Here is a 19070-nt window from a genome sequence, read left to right as displayed (position 1 = left end):
TGGCGGTTTTTTGGGGTTGAGAACGCATAAATACTTGTTATATTTATTAAAGAGGCTGGGCAAGCCATCATGGATGTCTGTCCCACTCCCAACACTTACAGGAGGTTCCTGTGAAGACACTACTGAGAAAAATTCGTTTGGCAGCTCTTTCTATCCTTCTTTACAATCTCATTTTAATCCTCTCCATTTGGCTAGGGAAGGTATCCTCCAAGGAAGAATTTATGATTGCAGTTGCAGGGAATGCGGTCATGATGGGCCTATCTTTCGTGCATTTACACAACCAAGTATCAGATGAATTTCATGGAAAAATTGAAGAACCGTCGGTTTAAACCGACGGTTCTTGGTCTTTATAAACTTCGTAAAAATCAACCTTGAGTTGGATAAAGTGTTCCATGTCGTGGAGAAGTTGGAAGAGGGTGGCCCTGGTTTCAAATTCTTCCCGTGTCTGAGGGAGAGGCCTCTCGCGGAACATGGCGTGAAAGAGCTCGATGTCGAGCAGGAGGTCCTGGGCAGAATTTTCCCGACTCAGTTGCTGGGCGGTTCGTTCAAAGAGGCTGGCCAAAATAATATTTTCCCGGCTCTCCAGGAAGCATTTATTGATGGTCTTGGCCATGGTGCGTAGGATTTTGCTTTGGGCAGCCCGCATTTCAAAATAATGGACCTGGTAATTGGTGCGGTGGAAGACCTGGTTGTAGCGGTCCAGGTAGACGACTTTCAAGGCCTCTTCCAGGGTCTGGTCCAGCTGATTGATCAATTCTGCCTCGTTACGCCCGTCTCCCTGGAGCAGGAAGGCCTCAAAACGCAGGAGAATCTGCTTGAGCAAGTCCTCAACTTGAACATGATAGGCTTGAATCTGCTGGTCCTGCGAGGGCATGTAGACATTGGAAATCAGGGCACTCCCTGCCCCAATCAGAAAAAGCGTCAGCTCATTTCCCAAAAAAATCAGCGAAATATCCTGCTCAAGCAAGAGATGGGTGACGAGGACGGTCGATGGGGCAATGCCTGCCTCCCAGTTGAAACGGTAGGCCAGAGGGACGTAGAGGGCTAGGTAGATGCCCAGGGTCCAGATGCCGAAGCCGAAGAGAGCAAAGGTCAGGACGGCTATGGTTAGGGCCAGGAGGGTGGAGAAGAGACGGTTGCGAGCCATTTTGAAGCTGGACTTGCGGGTGTCGAGGACGCTGAGAATGGCGATGATGCCAGCTGCCGTCGCATAGGACAAACCCAGGGCGGTCGCTAGGTAAATGGCTAGGACGGTGGCAAATTTCAGTTTGATGGTGCGGAGGGAGAGGGACATGGTGGCTCCTTTGGTCTTAATCTGTTTCTATTGTACCATAAAACAAAACCCTCCTAAAGCTAGGAGGGTTACGCTTATGCAAATAGAGCCAGAATACCGACTACCAGGTAGCAGACCAGCTTGTAACTTTCGTTGATGAGGATGAGGTTGATAGGACGTTGCTCAAAGACGTAGTTTTTCAATGAAGCAAGGACCGCAATTACGCCCATGCCGCCAGCTGCGTGAAGCGGTGAAACACCGAGGGTCTTGATGAAGAAAATAGTAATGATGGCAGTCAGCACTTCAATGACAAGGGAAATCACCATTTCCTTCTGGCCATTTTTTCCAGCCTGACGATCTGCTTCTACCTTAGCCATGTCAATGCCTGAAGCCTTGATCCAAGCATCGCGGAAAATCAAACCATACCACAAACCACCGATGGCAAAGGCAATCAGACCTGCCACAATTCCAAAAATAAGTGTCATAGTATCTCCTTTGTGGTCCGCTTGTACGGACAAGTAATAGGTATCAGAATATCATAGGCTTTACTATTTGTCAAAAGTTAGATTGAAACGGGGTGAAAATGAGGATTGACAAATTTAGGTGTTATGCTATACTAAAATAAAATAGATGTCGTTTATGGATAATAACCAATATTTTATGAGGAGATGATTATTATGGATCAATGGATGCGAGATTTTGAAGAGCGGCAGAGACATGATGAATTGAAGCAAAAAATGGATGCTCAAACCTCTGCTATGAACTCTCAAGCAATAGCACTTCAAAAACAAAATAACATTTTGCAAAAAGAGCATGAGCGTCAAATTGAAAAAGAGTTTAAGGACAGAATTTTTCAATTACGATTGCATTTAGCACAGGTTACGGATGAGAGTCAACAATTTGTCATCCAGCAAATGCTTAGCGAAGCTGAGGAAGATTATGAGAATTATCAAAGAGAGCAAGCTGAGAAACGTTTGGCAGAGGCAAAAAGACGAAAGATATGGCTAATCATTTCAAGTGTTGTGGCTGTGTTAGGAATGGCTGGTTTATATTTTGTCTACCAAGATATTTCTCAAGTTACAGTTCCTGAATTATATGGTATTGAGCTATCTGAAGCTAAGGCTATACTGTATGAAGAGGGGTTAAAGGTCGGGACAATAACAGAAGTTGGTGGACAGTCGGTTCAGCCTGGGAATGTCTCAATGTCTTCTCCAAGTGGAGGAAATAAGGTAAAGAGAGGAAGTTCAGTCAATCTAGTTGTTGCAGAAGATACAGATGGAACGATTGTGGTTGAAGAGAGCTCGACTAGCGAAGTATCAACTAGCAAGACTGCTGGAAGTTCGCAAGCTTCTAGCCAGTCTCAAGTAGGTAGCGCCGTTCAATTGTTTACTGTGGATATTAAAAAACAAGGACTGGTTATTCGTCAGGAACCTAGTTTATCTGGAGAAGTTGTGACCAATATAGAACCTGGAACGTACACGATAGTTGAGACGACTCAAAAGGAAGGACATAGTTGGGGCAGATTAAAGTCAGGACAGGGGTGGATTTCGTTGACAGATTTGCATAATCCTGTACCGCAGGTTGATACCAAAAACTTAACGACAGATCAAGTAAAAGCTTGGGTTATGGATGATTTATTTAGCCGTAGCGTCATGATTGAAAAGTATCGAAAAGACCAGGTTGTCATAAGTGTTCGCATGGCTGAGGATGGTTTAGTTTATGCAGATGTAACTGTTCCATCAGACCCTAATTTTGAACCACGAGATTGGAGTTATCGGATCAATAGTCGTGGGGAGTTAGAGGCAAGCGAATATGATACAGATCCGGAACAAGGGGGTGTCAACTGGTATGTTGCCCAACATTATTATTTGGAAAACAGTGTGAACTAAGAAAGCTGAGAAATTCTCGGCTTTTTCCTTTTCAAAAATATGCTATAATACTCTTATGGAACAAAATGATATGGTATATGGCGTACACGCTGTGGTGGAGAGTTTGGAGGCTAACACCGGCAACAAGCTCTACATCCAGGACGATTTACGCGGAAAAAATGTAGAAAAAATTAAGGCCCTGGCGGCAGAGAAGAAGGTGTCAATCTCTTGGACGCCCAAGAAGACCCTGTCTGACATGACAGAAGGTGCCGTTCACCAAGGCTTTGTTCTGCGGGTCTCTGAGTTCGCCTATGCGGACCTATCGGTGATTTTGGAAAAGGCAGAGCAGGAAGACAATCCCCTCATTCTCATCTTGGACGGTCTGACAGACCCCCACAACTTCGGCTCGATTTTGCGGACCGCAGATGCCACTCAGGTGGCAGGTATCATCATTCCCAAACACCGAGCAGTTGGGGTGACGCCTGTTGTGGCTAAGACCTCCACAGGTGCGGTGGCCCATGTCCCAATCGCCAGAGTGACCAATCTCAGCCAAACCCTAGATAAGCTCAAGGAGGCTGGTTTCTGGGTATTTGGCACGGATATGAATGGAACGCCAAGCCACAAGTGGAATACGGCTGGCAAACTAGCCCTGATTATCGGTAACGAAGGCAAGGGCATCTCCAGCAATATCAAAAAGCAGGTGGATGAGATGATTACCATTCCTATGAAGGGCCATGTCCAATCTCTCAACGCCAGCGTAGCAGCCGCTGTGCTGATGTACGAAGTATTTCGGAAGAAAATCTAAATGAAAGAAAAAGTTCTCATCGTAGATGGCTACAACATGATTGCCTTTTGGCAGGCCACCAAGCAAGATTTTAAAAAGGGAGACTTGGATGCGGCTAGAACGACCTTGCTTCGCACCTTGTCTCACTATGCAGCCTTTGAACAGATTGAGGTCATTTGTGTCTTTGATGCCCACCATGTGCCAGGCCTTCGCCAGCAGTATGACGAATTCAAGGTATCGGTCATTTTTACAGAGGAGGAAGAGACGGCAGATAGTTATATCGAACGGCTCAGTGCCCAGCTCAATAGTGACCGTCGCAAGCAGGTTTCCGTCGCAACCAGCGACCTCAATGAACAGTGGGTGGTCTTTTCACAAGGTGCCTTAAGGGTTTCGGCGCGTGAGTTAGAGGAGAGAACCAGGGTTATCAAGAAGGACTTGGACAAGTTTGTGGACCAGGTAGAACTCTACACCCCACGGCTCAATCCCTGGTCAGATGGGAATTTTCAAGCCTTAAAAGAAATGATGGAGGAAATGAGAGAGTGACATTTACAATCGTAACCGATTCGACATCGGATTTGCCAACCAGCTGGGTCCAAGAAAATGATGTGACCGTGCTTGGTTTGACCATTAACCTAGATGGTGTGACCTATGAAACCGTAGGTGAAAACCGCTTGACCTCAGCAGATCTGCTGGATAAAATGGCGACTGGAGGCCTTCCGACAACCAGTCAGGTCAATGTTGGTCAGTTTGAAGAAGTTTTTGAAGCGGCAGCCAAGGAAGGTCAAGATGTACTCTACCTAGCCTTTTCATCGGCTCTTTCAGGGACCTATCAGAGTGGGACTATTGCACGTGATATGGTCTTGGATAACTATCCACAAGCCCATATCGAGATTGTCGATACCAAGGCGGCTTCTATCGGGGAAGGCTACTTGGTTATGCAGGCGGCTCAAGCGCGTGCTGCGGGTAAGACTTTGGCAGAAACCAAGGCGCTGATTGAGGAATTGGTGCCACGCTTGCGGACCTATCTCTTGGTCGATGACCTTAACCACCTGGTGCGTGGTGGTCGCTTATCTAAAGCAGCTGCTCTCATTGGTGGTCTGGTCAATATCAAGCCCCTCCTTGCGCTCAATGCGGAAGGAAGGTTAGAAGCGATTGCCAAAATCCGTGGTCGCAAAAAAGGAATCAAGGAGATGTTGAACCTGACCTTGGATAATTTGGACCATTCTACGGTTATGGTGGCCTATACAGGTGATATTGAGGCGGCTGAAGCGATGAAGGCAACCTTGTTGGAAGATAGCCGTGTCAGCGAGGTTCTTTTGACTGAGTTGGGCCCTATCATTGCCACCCATACAGGAACAGGGGTGCTAGCTATCCTATCTATCAATAAAGAAGAGAGATAATCTCTTTTCTTTTTACAGAAACAGAAAGCGATTACAAACTAATTTCGATTTGGAGGTTCTTATGAAACGCTTGTTGTCTTGTTATGCCAGTGACTTGCTGGGAGCGACCAAGGAGGAGCTCAAGCAGTCCATTTTATCCAGTGAAGGTCGGATTATCATGGGAGAAACGGTGGTCACAGCGGCTCCCTTGATTGCCGGGGTGACCAATGCGGAGATGATGGCTGCCTTTGGTTGTGACCTCTTGGTGCTCAACGAATTGGATGTCTTTCATCCGGAGATTGTTGACTTTTACAACTGCGACAATCCTATTGCTGAAATCAAGCGGTTGACGGGTCGATTGGTCGGGATTAACTTGGAGCCTGTGGATACCAGTCAGGAAGTCCAAGACCAGCAGGTTTTTCTCAAACCTGGTCGTCAGGTCAGTCCAGAAAGTCTGCGACAGGCCCAAGTTCTTGGCGTAGACTACATTATGCTGACAGGTAATCCTGCTACGGGTGTGTCTATGGCTGCAATCCGCTCTGCTATTGGCCTTGCCAAAGAACACTTTGAGGGTCTCATCTTTGCGGGGAAGATGCACGGTGCAGGTCTGGGAGAGTCGGTCGTGGACAGCCAAGCCTTGCTGGACTTTGTGGAGCTGGGGGCAGACGGGGTCCTCATACCTGCAGTTGGAACGGTTCCGGGTGTGCGTGAGGAGATTGTGGCTCCAATCATTAGTCAGGTCAAGGCGCGTGGGGCTTTAGTCATTTCGACCATTGGAACCAGTCAAGAGAGTGCGGACAGCCAGACGGTGCGGGAGTTTGGGCTCAGCAACAAGCGGGTGGGCTCGGACATCCACCACATCGGAGATGGGGGCTACGGTCGGATGCCAGATCCTGAAAATATCTTGGCCCTGTCCTTGGCGGTCAGAGGCAAGCGGCATACTTATTTTAAAATGGGGCAGTCAGTGAGGAGATAAGGTTATGATAAGGCTTTCATTCTCAGCAGCTCTGCTATCTTTCAAAAAATAAAAAAAGTAAAGTAAAATGGCTTGACGGAGACTAGTAGATTTGATAGAATGGTAGACGGTATTGTTTACCCCATTTGAAAGGCCCCGGAACCTTCCAAATACCCGCGGACCGGAACATCCGCCCAGTAAACAAAAACGATTCGTATAGGAGAAATCATGAACAAAACAACATTTATGGCTAAACCAGGCCAAGTTGAACGTAAATGGTATGTAGTAGACGCTACTGATGTACCTCTTGGACGCCTTTCAGCAGTAGTTGCTAGCGTTCTTCGCGGTAAAAACAAACCAACTTTCACACCTCACACTGATACTGGTGACTTCGTTATCGTTATCAACGCTGAGAAAGTGAAATTGACTGGTAAAAAAGCAACTGATAAGATTTACTACACTCACTCAAACCACCCAGGCGGATTGAAATCAATCTCAGCTGGTGAATTGCGTTCTAAAAACGCTGTTCGTTTGATTGAAAAATCAGTTAAAGGTATGCTTCCACACAACACACTTGGTCGTGCACAAGGCATGAAATTGAAAGTGTTTGTAGGTGCTGAGCACACTCACGCTGCACAACAACCAGAAGTACTTGATATTTCAGGTCTTATCTAAGGGAAAGGACGTAATCTAAATGGCACAAGCACAATACACAGGTACTGGTCGTCGTAAAAACGCGGTTGCACGCGTACGTTTGGTCCCAGGTACTGGTAAAATCACAGTTAACAAAAAAGATGTAGAAGAGTACATCCCACACGCTGACCTTCGTTTGGTTATCAACCAACCATTCGCAGTAACTTCAACACAAGGTTCATACGACGTTTTCGTTAACGTGAACGGTGGTGGTTACGGTGGTCAATCAGGTGCGATCCGTCACGGTATCGCGCGTGCATTGCTTCAAGTAGACCCAGACTTCCGCGATTCATTGAAACGCGCAGGCCTTCTTACACGTGACGCTCGTATGGTTGAACGTAAGAAACCAGGTCTTAAGAAAGCTCGTAAAGCTAGCCAGTTCTCTAAACGTTAAGAACCAGCTACAATACAGCATTTACAACACTTCATGGTTCACACTATGGGGTGTTTTTTGATGATTTTTTAGCAAAATTCACACCACTTTTCACACCAAATTCACACCATTATTTTTTCAGATTTCGGTAGGCAATTTCTCCAACTGCCATTGGAACAATATTTGAAGTGTTGACATAGGTCTTGGTTGTGAGGGTGTCACTATGCGTGAGAGCCTCTGAAATAGCTTCTAGTGATGTTCCTGCTTGCTTAGCAAGAGTTGCACCAGTATGGCGTAATTTGTGCGGTGTAGCATGAGTCAGCTCCTTGTGACGGCGTTTGACTGACTTCATTTTGTTATTGAGATAATCAGCGTGTAAGGGGCTATTCACATTGCCTTTCATGTCGATATAGGTAAATACATATTGTTCATCAGATTGGATAATGCCAAATTTTGCCAATTCAATTTTTTGTTGCTTTTTCCAAGATTGAAGTAAGTCCGCTAGTTCAATAGGGATTTGAAAGGTTGTCTTCTTGTTGCCCTTGGTAGTCTTTGGATTTTTGTACTTATCCAAGGCTTGCACTAATTGGATTTCTTGCTTCTTGGTATTGATGTGCTTCCATTGCAAAGCGTAGCTTTCAGATTTTCTATCTCCTAAGAAGAAGGTAAGATAGAAGAGTAAATAATCTTTGAGAGAAATTTTTTCATTAGCCAAATCATCTTGGAAGGCTAAGAACCATTCCTGTAACTGCTCATGTGTTAGGTAGAGGTCTTCATCTCGCCTAGCTTCTGCCAACTGGATTTTCTTGGTTGCTTTGATACGACGCAAGGTTTTAGCGATTTTATTTGATTCTATATATTCTAATTCCTCTGCCCAATCAAATATGGAAATTACATAACTTCTCAAGGTCTTGAAATTGGCGTATTCATTAGCTTTAGCAGTCATCAAGTTTAGAATAACTTGCTTGTTCTGATTGAGAAATTGAATAGTGTAATTACCTAACATAGGTAAAATATGTTTTCTGAAACAAGTTTTTGTATTGGTTATAGTTGACCTGCTTGGGGGCTTTGTAGTTGAAGTGGTCTGTCCTGCTTTATAATACTCCCACCAGACATTTTCGTAAAAATCTTTGAATAGAATGTCTCCCTTACCTATCCCTGTAAACTCGTTGTTCTCAATCTGATTGATTTTTGTTAAAAGGTCTATCTCTGCTTGCCGTGCCTCCTTTTTGCTTTTGAAACGCTTATCAAAGTATTTATTGTTCACGATTCCGAGTGGCATTCGCGCAACAATTGGGATATATACTTTTAAGCGATATGTTCCATTTTTTGTTTTAGTGATAGTCATGATATTCTCCTCTTTTCGAACCAGAAAATATCAAGACAATTATAAAATAAAAAGTTAGATATTTCTAGTTTTGCGAAAGTAGCCATGCGTCGATGGCTTGTTTGTTGAAACGAACCGTTTTTCCAATTTTAATAGATGGAAGCCCTTGTTTAATCCATGAATCAAGTGTATTGTTTGAGATGCCGAGATACTCACATGCTTGTTTTTTGTTCAGATAGGGGCTATTAAGACCTCGGTTTTCTATGTTGATTTGAATTTCTTTCTTGATCAATTCTGCTATCAAAAGTTGGATTTGTTGGACTTGCTCGTTTGGTAAGATAACTTGCATTTATAACCTCTTCTGTTGATATTTATTATTGGATTTACTATTAGTCATTATGCCACATTGTGAACTAAAAACTGTTAATTTTTTAAAAGATACAGAATATTAATGCTTGTTCATCTTCCGTTTGGGAAGACAATTTTTTTAAGAAATGTTGTAGTATCAAGGTTTTTTAGGTATTAGAAAGTTGTAAAATCATATTAAAAAACGTTAAATAATTCTTTTAAATTCAACAATCGATTCAAAATTAATTTATATAAATCAATGTTATAATGATGTTTTCGACGTAATTTATTGTTCAATGAATAGATTTTATTTCTGAATTCTTTTGAAAAAGTTGGGATCTGTACAATATGTAATTCATTCGTGTTGTAATTCTTATGACAACCCAATCTATTGTTTCTCGCGAAATCAAGTGCATCAAACATCAATCGTAAAATGATTAATACATTCCATGTCACCATCTCTGCTAAATAAAAAGCTTCGGAATTTATATTTAATTCTTTCTGGCTTTTGGCAATCAAATTTTTTCTATAACGCGATCTATTTTCTTTCGAAACAAATTTAGCATTTATAAGACTAAGTATTTCTTCATCTAAAACTAGCGGAGTGTTTGTTGAATGTGCAACGTTAATCTGTTTTTTCAACAATTCTTCGAAAGTCGCACGTGGTTTTTCTTTGAAAATTTTGGATAATTCTCTGTCAGTATTTATTACTGATTGTTCGATTTCTTTTATGAAATTGAAGACTCCAATTGAAATCAAGTTTTCTAAGTATTGAATGATTTTCAGATTATCAATTTCTTCCAGATCACAGGTAGTAAGAAGAGATTTAATCTTATCTTTTTTCAAAACTGTTTCGAAACGATAAACTTCAAATGCTTCTGTTTTTGCTTTATCAAGTTGTCCAAGCTTTTTGGCTTTCTTAGTTTTATTGTAAAGAACTTGCTGATTGTTTTTATAGGCATTGGTCGTCAAACGATCATAATCTTTGTCTTTGATACTTTTTGAAGAGGAAGCAAAATTCACTTTCTTATGTGTCAGACAACGTAGAAGTAATGCTCTTGTTTGCAAATGGAAAGCTGAATGTATTGCCATTGTAAATGCAAGTTCAATTTCGTGGAATTCGCAATGATATATTGTACATGAAATTCCTATTTCAAGTTCCAACAATGACAATGCTCTATTTAATCTTTGATAGATACCTTCGATTGAATCTGTGGATATGTTTAAACCACAGTGGATCAATTCAATACGATAAAAATAACTGCTGTCAAATGGATTTTTTCCCATAAAGAATGAACCAAAAGTAGATGATTTGACAAATAATTCGGAGACAGTACCTGAACTGTCATATTGCTTCTCGATAGTAAAATTGTTATTTTCATAATTAGCTAGCTCGAATTTCTGGTTATTAATGTGAATCTGTCCTTTTACATTAAGAACGACCTTGTCGATGCCCCAGTAGGCATTTGTTACAGAAAAACAACTTTCCATTTCCTTTGCATTCTCATCGTAGATTTTTTGTTTTTCCTCTTCGGACATACCTCTTGTAATTTTTGAGACCATTTTTTCCTCTTTCATTTCTCGAAATGAATTATGCCAGATACATAATGTTTTCAGAACAAAAAATGACAAAAAAGAGATAAATTCCAAAAAGAAATTTATCTCTAATTCTTCTATTTTCTTTTTATGACAATATCTTCAAGAATATAGTTCTCGAAATTAAATGTTTCCTCCTGAAAGGTCTTTTGAATTGAAATTGGTAAAGCTGATAGATACACATTATCTCCGATTTCAACACGCGTTTCATTGACACGCATTTTTGTGCTGTATTGTACCTTGATTCTATTTTTACAATTATCTTGAATAATTATCTCGATCCAATTTGAATTTGGTTTTAAATATTTATTAATTACTGTACCAAATACAAACAGTTTTGCGAAATGGTTTGGATATGCAAAACCGAAGCTAGGCTTTTTATTGAAGAATACCGCCAGTTCAGTCTGCTCTTCTTGGATGGTATCTATAATAATTTCGTAGCAATTTTTTGTGTTAATGTTTTCAATATGACCTGATATCGATACCACCATTCCCTTTTTCAATTGAAATTTTTCACGATTAAAATAACATTTCAAATATGTGTGCTTACGACCTGCACCATTTCTAATAAACAGAATGAACGATGGTTTATTATCATCATTATTTATTTCAATAATTTTTCCTCTTGCTAAAATTGTGTTACTAAATATTTTTTGTAGATTATTTTGATTCCTCATTAAATGTCCTCCATTATTTCAATTTTCTACACGATTATTATGCCTGAAAAAACAATTCAAAAAATCATTACAGAATGTAATTTGTCACGGTAACAGACAGACGCCAGTGTGAAAGATTTAATACTGATACAGCCATCAATGCTAAGCGATCATAAGCCATAGGCATTCCTGAAGCAATTGCTTTGGCTTTATTTGTTCCACGAAGAACATAAACTTCGGCGCGTAGATCATAAATAAAATTTCTACGCTGTCTTTCGTATTGTTTAGTTGATTCGTTTTTCAATTTCTGATGTCCCTCCTCCCATTTTTTTATTAATAAATTTGAAAATGCTTGTCGCATTTGTGGATTTTCCTGAATTTTCTCAAGGTAATAGAAGTAGCTATCTCTTGAATGCTGTGCACGTAATGCATGTAAATTAATCTGATTGTTCATTTCTTTGTCAGAGAAGACAGGCTCATTTTCCCCTATTCCCAAAAATGTCTGTTTCACCAGCTTGATGTCTTTTGGCAATATATACTGCATTTGTTTCTTACCGCCTTTGCCACGTTTGACAAGGACGTAACAATTCCCATACTCATCTTCTATTAAATCTGATCCAGTAAGATTTTTTAGTTCATTACGACGAATACCAACTACTTTCTGAAATGCGACAAGGCGAGAGAAGCGAGAGTTCAATTCTTGACTTTTCCCTTGTTCATTCGCTTCATGTTTTCGTCCTCTAACTATTTTATCGCTTGTTCGTTTTTGTTTTTTGATTCGGTTTAGATTGATTCCTGCTGCTTTACAAATTGGCGCAAGGTATGTATGAATTGTCGCAGGAGTGTATTGCTTTGGATCTTGTTGAAGATCATCATGATATTGTTGAATTACTTCTTCCGTAATATCAGCTATCCTTTTAATACTGTTTGCTTTTGCCCATTTTGCGAATCGTGTAGCTGATCTTTTGTATGAAGTCCGAGATGTATTATTTGTAACATTTTTTGTTGCTGCTACAAAAACATCGTGTTTCAATGAATTTCTTTTTCGTGGCATTTTCTTTCTCCTTTCTTTGTAAAATACTTATTAATGGTAAATTGCCTCCCACCCTTTTTTAGATCGAGCTGGGTATGCTCCGATAATTTCCGACGAGGCTATCCTTTTGGACTGACGTTTTCAATATTCTTCAGTAGCACCGTTGAATATTTCTAAAATTATCGTTATGTCATTGAACTGATTATTTTTCTAATTTCTTTACTATCTTCTTTTATCTTTAAACACTTTTTTCTGTACTATATTTCTTGATAAATGGTTATTCTGTACGTCATTTCATGCCGCAGAATAACCATTTACTTTCTTCGTTTTCGACCTCTTTTCTCAAGTCAATGACACCTTTAAAAAAGAGAAGTCACAATCATTCGCATTAACAATTTTCACCGAGCCCAGTGCGAATTCAAACAATTGATAACCTATCACCTCCATTCTCTAGTAATTCAATTTTTTCAATATTATTATGTCGCTTTTTCAAAAAATAAAAAAACGAAAAACATTTTCGCTTACATGGATTCGCAACACGATTTTTTTGTTTTTGAAAAAGTGGCATACTGATTTTAGAAGCTAAAGGAGGTATATCATGTGATATATACAATACAATTTTGTGACGTTCGTATAAAAATTAAATTTAGAAAAGGAGAATAGAATATGTTAGAAACGGATAAAGCTATTATCAAATTTATAAAGCAAACAATTTTAGAAACAGACATTAAAGCAATGGATTATGGTCATGAAAAAGATTTTGCGATTATCCCGGGAACATTTGATGATGATTATTATGATTTGTTACTTGAAAATGATGGTTGTGACATTCACTTTAAAATATATTATGAAACGGAAGAATCGGATTGTTTTGTTACAATTGATTTAGAAGACGGATTGCACGAATCAATCCATGTGAAATTTAATTTTTCAAATTGGAAAAATGATTTTCATCAATTTCGCATTGCTATGAAAATTATTTTGGAACATTATGTGATTGGATTATGGACAGAAGCGATGGCAGAAATGGAAGTTATTGGATTTGTAAGATTTGTTGAGAAGTATCAAAATTTATAATCTTGTTTGTTGCAAGAGAGGTTTAGTAAAAAACTAGTGGTACAGAGTATTAGGACAGATTTTTATGGAACTAGATCAGATGGTATTTAGATTTATGAAGGATTGTGAGACTTTGGGTGAATGTCAAAAAGAAGTTTAGTAAATACAAAATATGTAAAAAGAACCGCAGTAAATTATCTGCGGTTTTCTTGTATTCTGATTATCTGTCAGTATCAGACACCATGTATTGTAAATGAAATTTAAGTTCTGTTCATGCTTTGACTTTTTTGAGAGCTAAGTTACATTATTTCAGGGAACTTCAAACACTCTCAGAAATAATTAAAGTTAGGCATAGAAAATGGTATAATAGGTGGAGATATAAACGTTTTCAAGGAGTAGGTTTTGGAAGAGAGCTTAATTAAATCAAAACAACGTGTTCAAAAACATGGAGAAGTCTTTACACCTGCTTGGATGGTTCAGAAAATGCTGGATACTCCTGGAGTGAAAGAAGCTTGTGAAAGTGTATATAAGACCTTTTTAGAGCCATCTGCAGGCGATGGCAATTTTTTGCAAGCTATTTTAGAGAGAAAGCTAGAGGCTGTGGTCAGACAGTATGACAAACGAAATTGGAAAACAAAGTCTTTGATTGCTCTCTCGTCCATATATGGCATAGAGTTTTTAGAAGATAATTTGGAAGTGGCACGTTCACGGATGTTTCTTTGTTATTTAGACTGGTATGAGCAAGCTTTTGGAACTAGACTAAATAGCAAAAATGATATCTATCAATCAGCACACTATCTTATTCATAAAAATATTGTGAGAGGAAATACCTTGACTCAGCAGCATCCAGTTACAGGGGAGCCTATCAGGTTCAATGAGTGGCAACTGGTCAAAGGTCATCCAAGTTTGGTAAGAAAAATTCCTTTTGCACTTTCAGAACTTTTGGGTAAGGAAGTAGAAGACGATCGGAAAGTCGTGGAAGGACAACTGAGTTTTTTTGATATAGATGATGAATTTGTTATTGAGAATAAATCTGTTGAAAAAGCAGATGTGATAAAAGAGATAACCATTCAAAAAGTGTATTTACTAGGAGATTAGGCTATGATTTCAAATTTTGAATTTTTGGCAATTGATATAGATACAGCCGAGCTTTTTAGAACCATAAACATGGCTGAAGAAAACTATACACATGGGGACTATGAAGGCACGCTGACTAAGGTGAGAAAAGTTGCTGAGAATACAGCGAGGTTGGTTGCCGATAGAGAATATTTAGATATTAGTGAGCGCGCCACCTTTAATGACGTACTAAGAGAGATAAGAGACTTTATTCCCAATAAAATAATCGTCGATCACTTTTATGATATCAAGGGAAAGGGGAATAATTCTGCCCATGTCCTTAATCCAGAAGATGCGACAAAAGAAAATGCCTTAAAATCACTAAAACAAGTCTTTGACATACTAGCTTGGGTCATGCTGACCTATATTGAACCGGATATTAAAGCCAGTGCAATTGGTCAGTTTTTAGAACCGAGAGCACAAGAAATGTACACTACGGCTGAGCGGAAGTTTATCTATATTCAAACAGTTAACAATGAAAGTGGACTATTTAATGCCTTCGAAGGAACTCAAAAAATTGGTGAGGGTAGCGTTTCTTCGGATGATATTGAGACAGATTGGTCGCCAAATAGTGACTTTTTACGTACTGTTGCCCCAAAACGTATTAATCAATACATGAAAACAGCTGGTCTGCCTTACACGCTTGGTTGGGTAGAGCTTGCTTACAAAAAGGCGACCAAGTCCTGGTTTCATGATTATGATGTGCATAATGTCTTGAAGCGTTCAGGGATTAAACAGGCTGAACAACTGGAAGGAACAGAGTGGTTCAAGACGGATTTAGAGACAGCTAAGGCTGCTATTAAAGCTGTTAAAGAAGGTAGAAATTATCTAAATATTACTGCCAAAGAATCATTTATTGAAGAACCAGTTATCACCCTTCGTCCAGAACAAGAGGCAGCGGTCGAGCAGACGCAAAAAGTCTTTAAGAAAAAAGACCGAATGCTCTGGAATGCTAAAATGCGTTTTGGCAAAACTCTGACGTCCTTGCAATTAGTCAAGAATGAGGCTTTTCAAAAAGTTCTCATCATGACTCATCGCCCTGTTGTGGCGGATTCTTGGTTTGATGATTTCAAGAAAATGAAGATGAGCGCTGATGGGTATGATTATGGCTCAGTCAATCAAGGAGAAACGCTTGAAAACCTGAAGCGAGGAGAAAAACCTTTTGTGTATTTTGCTTCAATCCAATTGCTTCGGTACAATGGCGGACAAACCAATCTGAAAGATTTTGCAGATGTGGATTGGGATTTGATTATCATTGATGAGGCGCACGAGGGAACGCAAACCGAGCTCAGTGACACCGTTATGAAAGAATTGGTCAAAGAGCATACAAAGATACTTGAATTATCAGGAACCCCCTTCAATCTTCTGGATCAATTTGACGAGGAGCAAGTTTATACTTGGGACTATGTCATGGAACAACAGGCTAAGAAGAAGTGGGAATTAGAACGTCCAAGTGAGCCAAATCCTTATGAAACTTTGCCAAAAGTATCAATGTACACTTTTGAAATGAAGCATAAGGAACGTTTTTCTGATGAGAGTAAGTCGTTTAACTTTAGGGAATTTTTCCGTGTGGCTGAGGATGGTAAACTTGTTTATAAGCAAGAGGTTCGCCAATTCTTAGATAATATCACACATCCAGATAGTCGTACGAACTACCCTTTTTCAACGAAGTCTTATCGTGAAGAGTTGCGTCATACGCTTTGGCTCATGCCAGGTGTTAAGGAAGCAAATGCTTTTGAGGACTTGCTTAAAGAACACCCTGTTTTCGGGAAAGAATATAAAATTGTTAACGTTGTTCGAGGTGCAAGTAGTGATGATGGAATTGCTAACGATGCGGACATAGAGAAAGTTCGTTCTGCTATTGGTGAAGACCCTTCGCAGACAAAAACCATTACCTTGACTGTTCGTAAGCTGACAACAGGCGTCAATATCCCAGAGTGGACAGCTGTTCTCTTCTTGTCTAATACCAATAGTGCCATGAACTACCTACAAGCTGCCTTTCGTGCTCAGACGCCTTTTTCTCATGAGAAATTGGGAATGAAGACGAATTGTTATGTTTTTGATTTTGCCCCTGATAGAGCCTTGACTGTCATGGCGGAGAGTGCCCAGATTAACTCAGGTGTAGGGAAGAAAAATACGCAAGCACAAAAACAAGCTATGGCTCGTCTTCTAAACTTTATGCCAATCTTAGGCGCTTCAGACAATGGAATGAAGACCTACGATGTGGATAGAATGCTGACACAGCTCAAGAAAGTTTATGCTGAAAAGGCAGTGCGGTCAGGTTTTGAAGACGACAGTCTATATAATGACAATCTTTTAACTTTAACTGCTGATGATGCGAGCATGTTTACCAAACTCAATGCTATCGTTGGTAAGACACAGAGTCAAAAAACGCCTAAGAAAGTTGTAATCAATGAAAATGGGTTGACAACTGAAGAGCATGAGCAAGCTGAAAAAGCTAAAAAGAAACCAAAAGCTAAACGAACAGCAGAAGATCTAGAGGTTATCGAAAAGCAAAAAGAAGCTAAGAAACAGCGGAAAAATATGATTTCTATTTTACGCGGGGTTTCTATCCGTATTCCAATGATGATTTACGGCATGGCGGTCGATTTATCAAAAGATATTACCATTCAAGACTTTATCAAGCAGGTGGATGATGAATCGTGGAAAGAGTTCATGCCAAAAGGTTTCACCAAGGGAATGTTTAGTGAGATTACCAAGTATTATGATGCTGAGGTCTTTATCGAAGCAGGTCGTATCATTCGTCAGCGTGCCAAATCCTTTGATGATCTGGACTTCATCGAGCGTGCGGAACAGATTGCAGAGCTGTTTGGGACCTTTAAAAACCCTGATAAGGAAACGGTACTGACACCATGGCGCGTGGTCAATCTCCAAGTATCTAAGTCTGTCGGTGGTTTGAACTTCTATGATGATAACTTTGAGTCGGTGACAGATGGTGCGACGTCAAATCTTCACTGGGTGTCTAATGAAGTGACTCCATCAATCTATCAACGAGATACAAAAATCTTAGACATTAACTCAAAGACAGGTCTCTACCCTCTGCATAGCGCCATTAGCTTGTATTATCAACGAGTGGCAGAAAATGATGACAACCATTTTGAAGCTGACCAAGTCTATCAAGAGATTTTAGCGAATAATATCTACGCTATTGCTAAAACGCCAATGGCAAAAACCATTACTGAACGTACACTGACAGGCTATCGGAAGTACAAAACCAATGTAACTTACATTGAAAGCCTGACAGATACCCTAAAAACAGATAGTGAACAAGGTAAAAAACTAGTTGAGGAGGCATTTAATAAGGTGAAATTTGATGTAGTGATCGGAAATCCTCCGTATCAAAATGAAGGGATCGGAGATGTTGCTCGTGATGAGCCAATCTATCATAAGTTTATGGATTTGGCTTATGAAGTTGCGGATAAGGCGGTCTTAATCACACCGGCTCGTTTTCTCTTTAATGCAGGTCAAACTCCGAAAGCATGGAATCAAAAAATGTTGGCTGATGAACATCTTAAAGTGATTTACTTCTCTCAAAAGTCAGATGAAGTCTTTCCAAATACAGACATAAAGGGTGGCGTAGCTGTAACTTATCGAGATGTTAAGGAAAACTTTGGAGCTATTGAAACCTTTACGCCAATAGAATGGTTAAATGACTTGTTACATCTAGTTCGTCATAAGGTTAAAAGATCATTTAATGAATATCTATTTGGAAAGAGTAGTTATAAATTTAGCAATAATTTATATAGTAGTTATCCAGAGTTGAAGGGGAGGGTTTCTGTAGCAGAAGAAAAATCAATCAGTTCCAACATTTTTGAGAAACTACCTGAAGTATTTTTAGATGAAAAACAATCAGATAATCAAATTGGAATATACGGACGTATCAATAACGAACGTGTGACAAAGTGGATAGAATCTGATTTAGTTGAAGAACACCCTAATTTGAATAAATACAAAGTATTTTTGCCTGCTTCAAACGGAAGTGGGGCGATAGGCGAAGTTCTATCGACCCCACTCGTGGGTACCCCACTCGTGGGTCACACACAAACCTTTATTTCTTTTGGTGCTTTTGATACCGAGAGGGAAGCTGAGAATTGTTTGAAGTATATCAAAACAGACGTAGCTCGCGCAATGTTAGGTACACTTAAAGTGACTCAACATAATCAATCTAAAGAAGTTTGGAGCAATGTTCCGTGGTTTGATTTTAGTGATTATTCTATTATCGACTGGTCGAAATCTGTTGAAGAAATTGAAAGACAGCTTTACGATTACTTTAATGTGCCAGATAACATTATTGCTGAACTGAAAGTGAATGTTAGAAGGATGGATTAGAATAGATGATGCGTCTAACTCGGACATTGATTGGTCACAATCAATAGCTGAGTTAGACGCACAACTCTATCGAAAATATGGACTTTCGGATGATGATATTGAATTTATTGAGAGTAAAGTGAGGGAGATGGTGGAATGATTGTGGATAGAGATTCAGAGTCATAATAATCTGTATCTTTTTTGACAAGATACAATAAAAATATTATAATTTACTGTAGTAAGCAGAGCTTACTACAGTAAATTGAGGCTGTAAGGAGATACTG

18 protein-coding genes are annotated in these 19070 nt (G+C 39.7%); 11 read left to right on the top strand and 7 right to left on the bottom strand.

Annotated features, from left to right (window positions below):
• Window positions 1-110: 110 nt before the first annotated feature.
• The gene (locus tag NQZ91_05585) at window positions 111-329 is read left to right on the top strand and encodes a hypothetical protein (protein UUM56880.1); all 219 of its coding nucleotides are present in this window, start codon (window positions 111-113) and stop codon (window positions 327-329) included.
• Here NQZ91_05585 and NQZ91_05580 read toward each other — a convergent pair.
• A complete protein-coding gene (locus NQZ91_05580) occupies window positions 326-1294 on the bottom strand; it encodes an aromatic acid exporter family protein (GenBank protein ID UUM56879.1) in 969 nt (322 codons plus the stop codon). The genes NQZ91_05585 and NQZ91_05580 overlap by 4 nt on opposite strands.
• Window positions 1295-1368: 74 nt before the next feature.
• On the bottom strand, window positions 1369-1758 hold the full coding sequence (locus NQZ91_05575; GenBank protein UUM56878.1) for a DUF1761 domain-containing protein: 390 nt from the start codon (window positions 1756-1758) through the stop codon (window positions 1369-1371).
• Between the two features lie 192 nt (window positions 1759-1950).
• On the opposite strand from NQZ91_05575, the gene NQZ91_05570 reads away from it, so the two are divergent.
• The 7 genes from NQZ91_05570 (at window position 1951) to rpsI (ending at window position 7346) form a co-directional block, all read left to right on the top strand.
• Entirely contained in the window at window positions 1951-3162 is a 1212-nt protein-coding gene (locus NQZ91_05570) for a PASTA domain-containing protein (GenBank protein UUM56877.1), read from the top strand.
• Between the two features lie 55 nt (window positions 3163-3217).
• A complete protein-coding gene (gene rlmB, locus NQZ91_05565) occupies window positions 3218-3946 on the top strand; it encodes a 23S rRNA (guanosine(2251)-2'-O)-methyltransferase RlmB (GenBank protein UUM56876.1) in 729 nt (242 codons plus the stop codon).
• Window positions 3947-4468 carry an NYN domain-containing protein gene (locus tag NQZ91_05560; protein ID UUM56875.1) on the top strand — a complete coding sequence of 174 codons (522 nt, stop codon included), beginning with the start codon at window positions 3947-3949 and terminating at the stop codon, window positions 4466-4468. It begins immediately after the preceding gene.
• Window positions 4465-5325, top strand: a complete 861-nt coding sequence (locus tag NQZ91_05555) for a DegV family protein (protein ID UUM56874.1) — start codon at window positions 4465-4467, stop codon at window positions 5323-5325. The genes NQZ91_05560 and NQZ91_05555 overlap by 4 nt, the downstream gene beginning before the upstream one ends.
• A 61-nt stretch (window positions 5326-5386) precedes the next feature.
• Window positions 5387-6280, top strand: coding sequence for a haloacid dehalogenase-like hydrolase (locus tag NQZ91_05550; GenBank protein ID UUM56873.1), 894 nt, complete (start codon window positions 5387-5389; stop codon window positions 6278-6280).
• Between the two features lie 207 nt (window positions 6281-6487).
• Window positions 6488-6934 (top strand): 50S ribosomal protein L13, encoded by a 447-nt coding sequence (rplM, locus tag NQZ91_05545; protein ID UUM56872.1) that lies wholly within the window; start codon window positions 6488-6490, stop codon window positions 6932-6934.
• 19 nt (window positions 6935-6953) lie between these two features.
• On the top strand, window positions 6954-7346 hold the full coding sequence (gene rpsI, locus NQZ91_05540; GenBank protein UUM56871.1) for a 30S ribosomal protein S9: 393 nt from the start codon (window positions 6954-6956) through the stop codon (window positions 7344-7346).
• 109 nt (window positions 7347-7455) lie between these two features.
• Here rpsI and NQZ91_05535 read toward each other — a convergent pair whose 3' ends face one another.
• The 5 genes from NQZ91_05535 to NQZ91_05515 all read right to left on the bottom strand — a co-directional run bounded on the left by NQZ91_05535 (window position 7456) and on the right by NQZ91_05515 (window position 12306).
• Entirely contained in the window at window positions 7456-8673 is a 1218-nt protein-coding gene (locus NQZ91_05535; GenBank protein UUM56870.1) for a tyrosine-type recombinase/integrase, read from the bottom strand.
• 64 nt (window positions 8674-8737) lie between these two features.
• Entirely contained in the window at window positions 8738-9001 is a 264-nt protein-coding gene (locus NQZ91_05530) for a helix-turn-helix domain-containing protein (protein ID UUM56869.1), read from the bottom strand.
• 194 nt (window positions 9002-9195) lie between these two features.
• Window positions 9196-10578, bottom strand: coding sequence for a hypothetical protein (locus tag NQZ91_05525; protein UUM56868.1), 1383 nt, complete (start codon window positions 10576-10578; stop codon window positions 9196-9198).
• Window positions 10579-10673: 95 nt separating this feature from the next.
• Complete coding sequence (locus NQZ91_05520) at window positions 10674-11273, bottom strand: hypothetical protein (protein UUM56867.1); 600 nt, start codon at window positions 11271-11273, stop codon at window positions 10674-10676.
• A gap of 67 nt (window positions 11274-11340) precedes the next feature.
• Window positions 11341-12306 (bottom strand): hypothetical protein, encoded by a 966-nt coding sequence (locus NQZ91_05515; protein ID UUM56866.1) that lies wholly within the window; start codon window positions 12304-12306, stop codon window positions 11341-11343.
• Window positions 12307-12951: 645 nt separating this feature from the next.
• Here NQZ91_05515 and NQZ91_05510 point away from each other — a divergent pair.
• The 3 genes from NQZ91_05510 to NQZ91_05500 all read left to right on the top strand — a co-directional run bounded on the left by NQZ91_05510 (window position 12952) and on the right by NQZ91_05500 (window position 18807).
• Complete coding sequence (locus NQZ91_05510) at window positions 12952-13362, top strand: hypothetical protein (protein UUM56865.1); 411 nt, start codon at window positions 12952-12954, stop codon at window positions 13360-13362.
• A 381-nt stretch (window positions 13363-13743) separates the two neighbouring features.
• On the top strand, window positions 13744-14439 hold the full coding sequence (locus NQZ91_05505) for a methylase (GenBank protein UUM56864.1): 696 nt from the start codon (window positions 13744-13746) through the stop codon (window positions 14437-14439).
• Between the two features lie 3 nt (window positions 14440-14442).
• Complete coding sequence (locus NQZ91_05500) at window positions 14443-18807, top strand: Eco57I restriction-modification methylase domain-containing protein (GenBank protein ID UUM56863.1); 4365 nt, start codon at window positions 14443-14445, stop codon at window positions 18805-18807.
• The last annotated feature ends 263 nt before the right edge of the window (window positions 18808-19070 follow it).

The sequence above is a fragment of the Streptococcus suis genome (assembly GCA_024583055.1).
Taxonomy (GTDB): Bacteria; Bacillota; Bacilli; order Lactobacillales; family Streptococcaceae; genus Streptococcus; species Streptococcus suis_V.
The sequence above is the reverse complement of the archived record's forward strand: the minus strand, read 5'-3'. Positions and strand labels throughout refer to the sequence as shown.

Excerpts from the sequence above, each read along its gene's own strand:
- NQZ91_05580 (UUM56879.1), bottom strand. The coding sequence starts at position 1,294 with ATGTCCCTCTCCCTCCGCACCATCAAACTGAAATTTGCCACCGTCCTA.
- NQZ91_05575 (UUM56878.1), bottom strand. The coding sequence starts at position 1,758 with ATGACACTTATTTTTGGAATTGTGGCAGGTCTGATTGCCTTTGCCATC.
- NQZ91_05570 (UUM56877.1), top strand. The coding sequence starts at position 1,951 with ATGGATCAATGGATGCGAGATTTTGAAGAGCGGCAGAGACATGATGAA.
- rlmB (UUM56876.1), top strand. The coding sequence starts at position 3,218 with ATGGAACAAAATGATATGGTATATGGCGTACACGCTGTGGTGGAGAGT.
- NQZ91_05560 (UUM56875.1), top strand. The coding sequence starts at position 3,947 with ATGAAAGAAAAAGTTCTCATCGTAGATGGCTACAACATGATTGCCTTT.
- NQZ91_05550 (UUM56873.1), top strand. The coding sequence starts at position 5,387 with ATGAAACGCTTGTTGTCTTGTTATGCCAGTGACTTGCTGGGAGCGACC.
- rplM (UUM56872.1), top strand. The coding sequence starts at position 6,488 with ATGAACAAAACAACATTTATGGCTAAACCAGGCCAAGTTGAACGTAAA.
- rpsI (UUM56871.1), top strand. The coding sequence starts at position 6,954 with ATGGCACAAGCACAATACACAGGTACTGGTCGTCGTAAAAACGCGGTT.
- NQZ91_05535 (UUM56870.1), bottom strand. The coding sequence starts at position 8,673 with ATGACTATCACTAAAACAAAAAATGGAACATATCGCTTAAAAGTATAT.
- NQZ91_05530 (UUM56869.1), bottom strand. The coding sequence starts at position 9,001 with ATGCAAGTTATCTTACCAAACGAGCAAGTCCAACAAATCCAACTTTTG.
- NQZ91_05525 (UUM56868.1), bottom strand. The coding sequence starts at position 10,578 with ATGAAAGAGGAAAAAATGGTCTCAAAAATTACAAGAGGTATGTCCGAA.
- NQZ91_05520 (UUM56867.1), bottom strand. The coding sequence starts at position 11,273 with ATGAGGAATCAAAATAATCTACAAAAAATATTTAGTAACACAATTTTA.
- NQZ91_05515 (UUM56866.1), bottom strand. The coding sequence starts at position 12,306 with ATGCCACGAAAAAGAAATTCATTGAAACACGATGTTTTTGTAGCAGCA.
- NQZ91_05510 (UUM56865.1), top strand. The coding sequence starts at position 12,952 with ATGTTAGAAACGGATAAAGCTATTATCAAATTTATAAAGCAAACAATT.
- NQZ91_05500 (UUM56863.1), top strand. The coding sequence starts at position 14,443 with ATGATTTCAAATTTTGAATTTTTGGCAATTGATATAGATACAGCCGAG.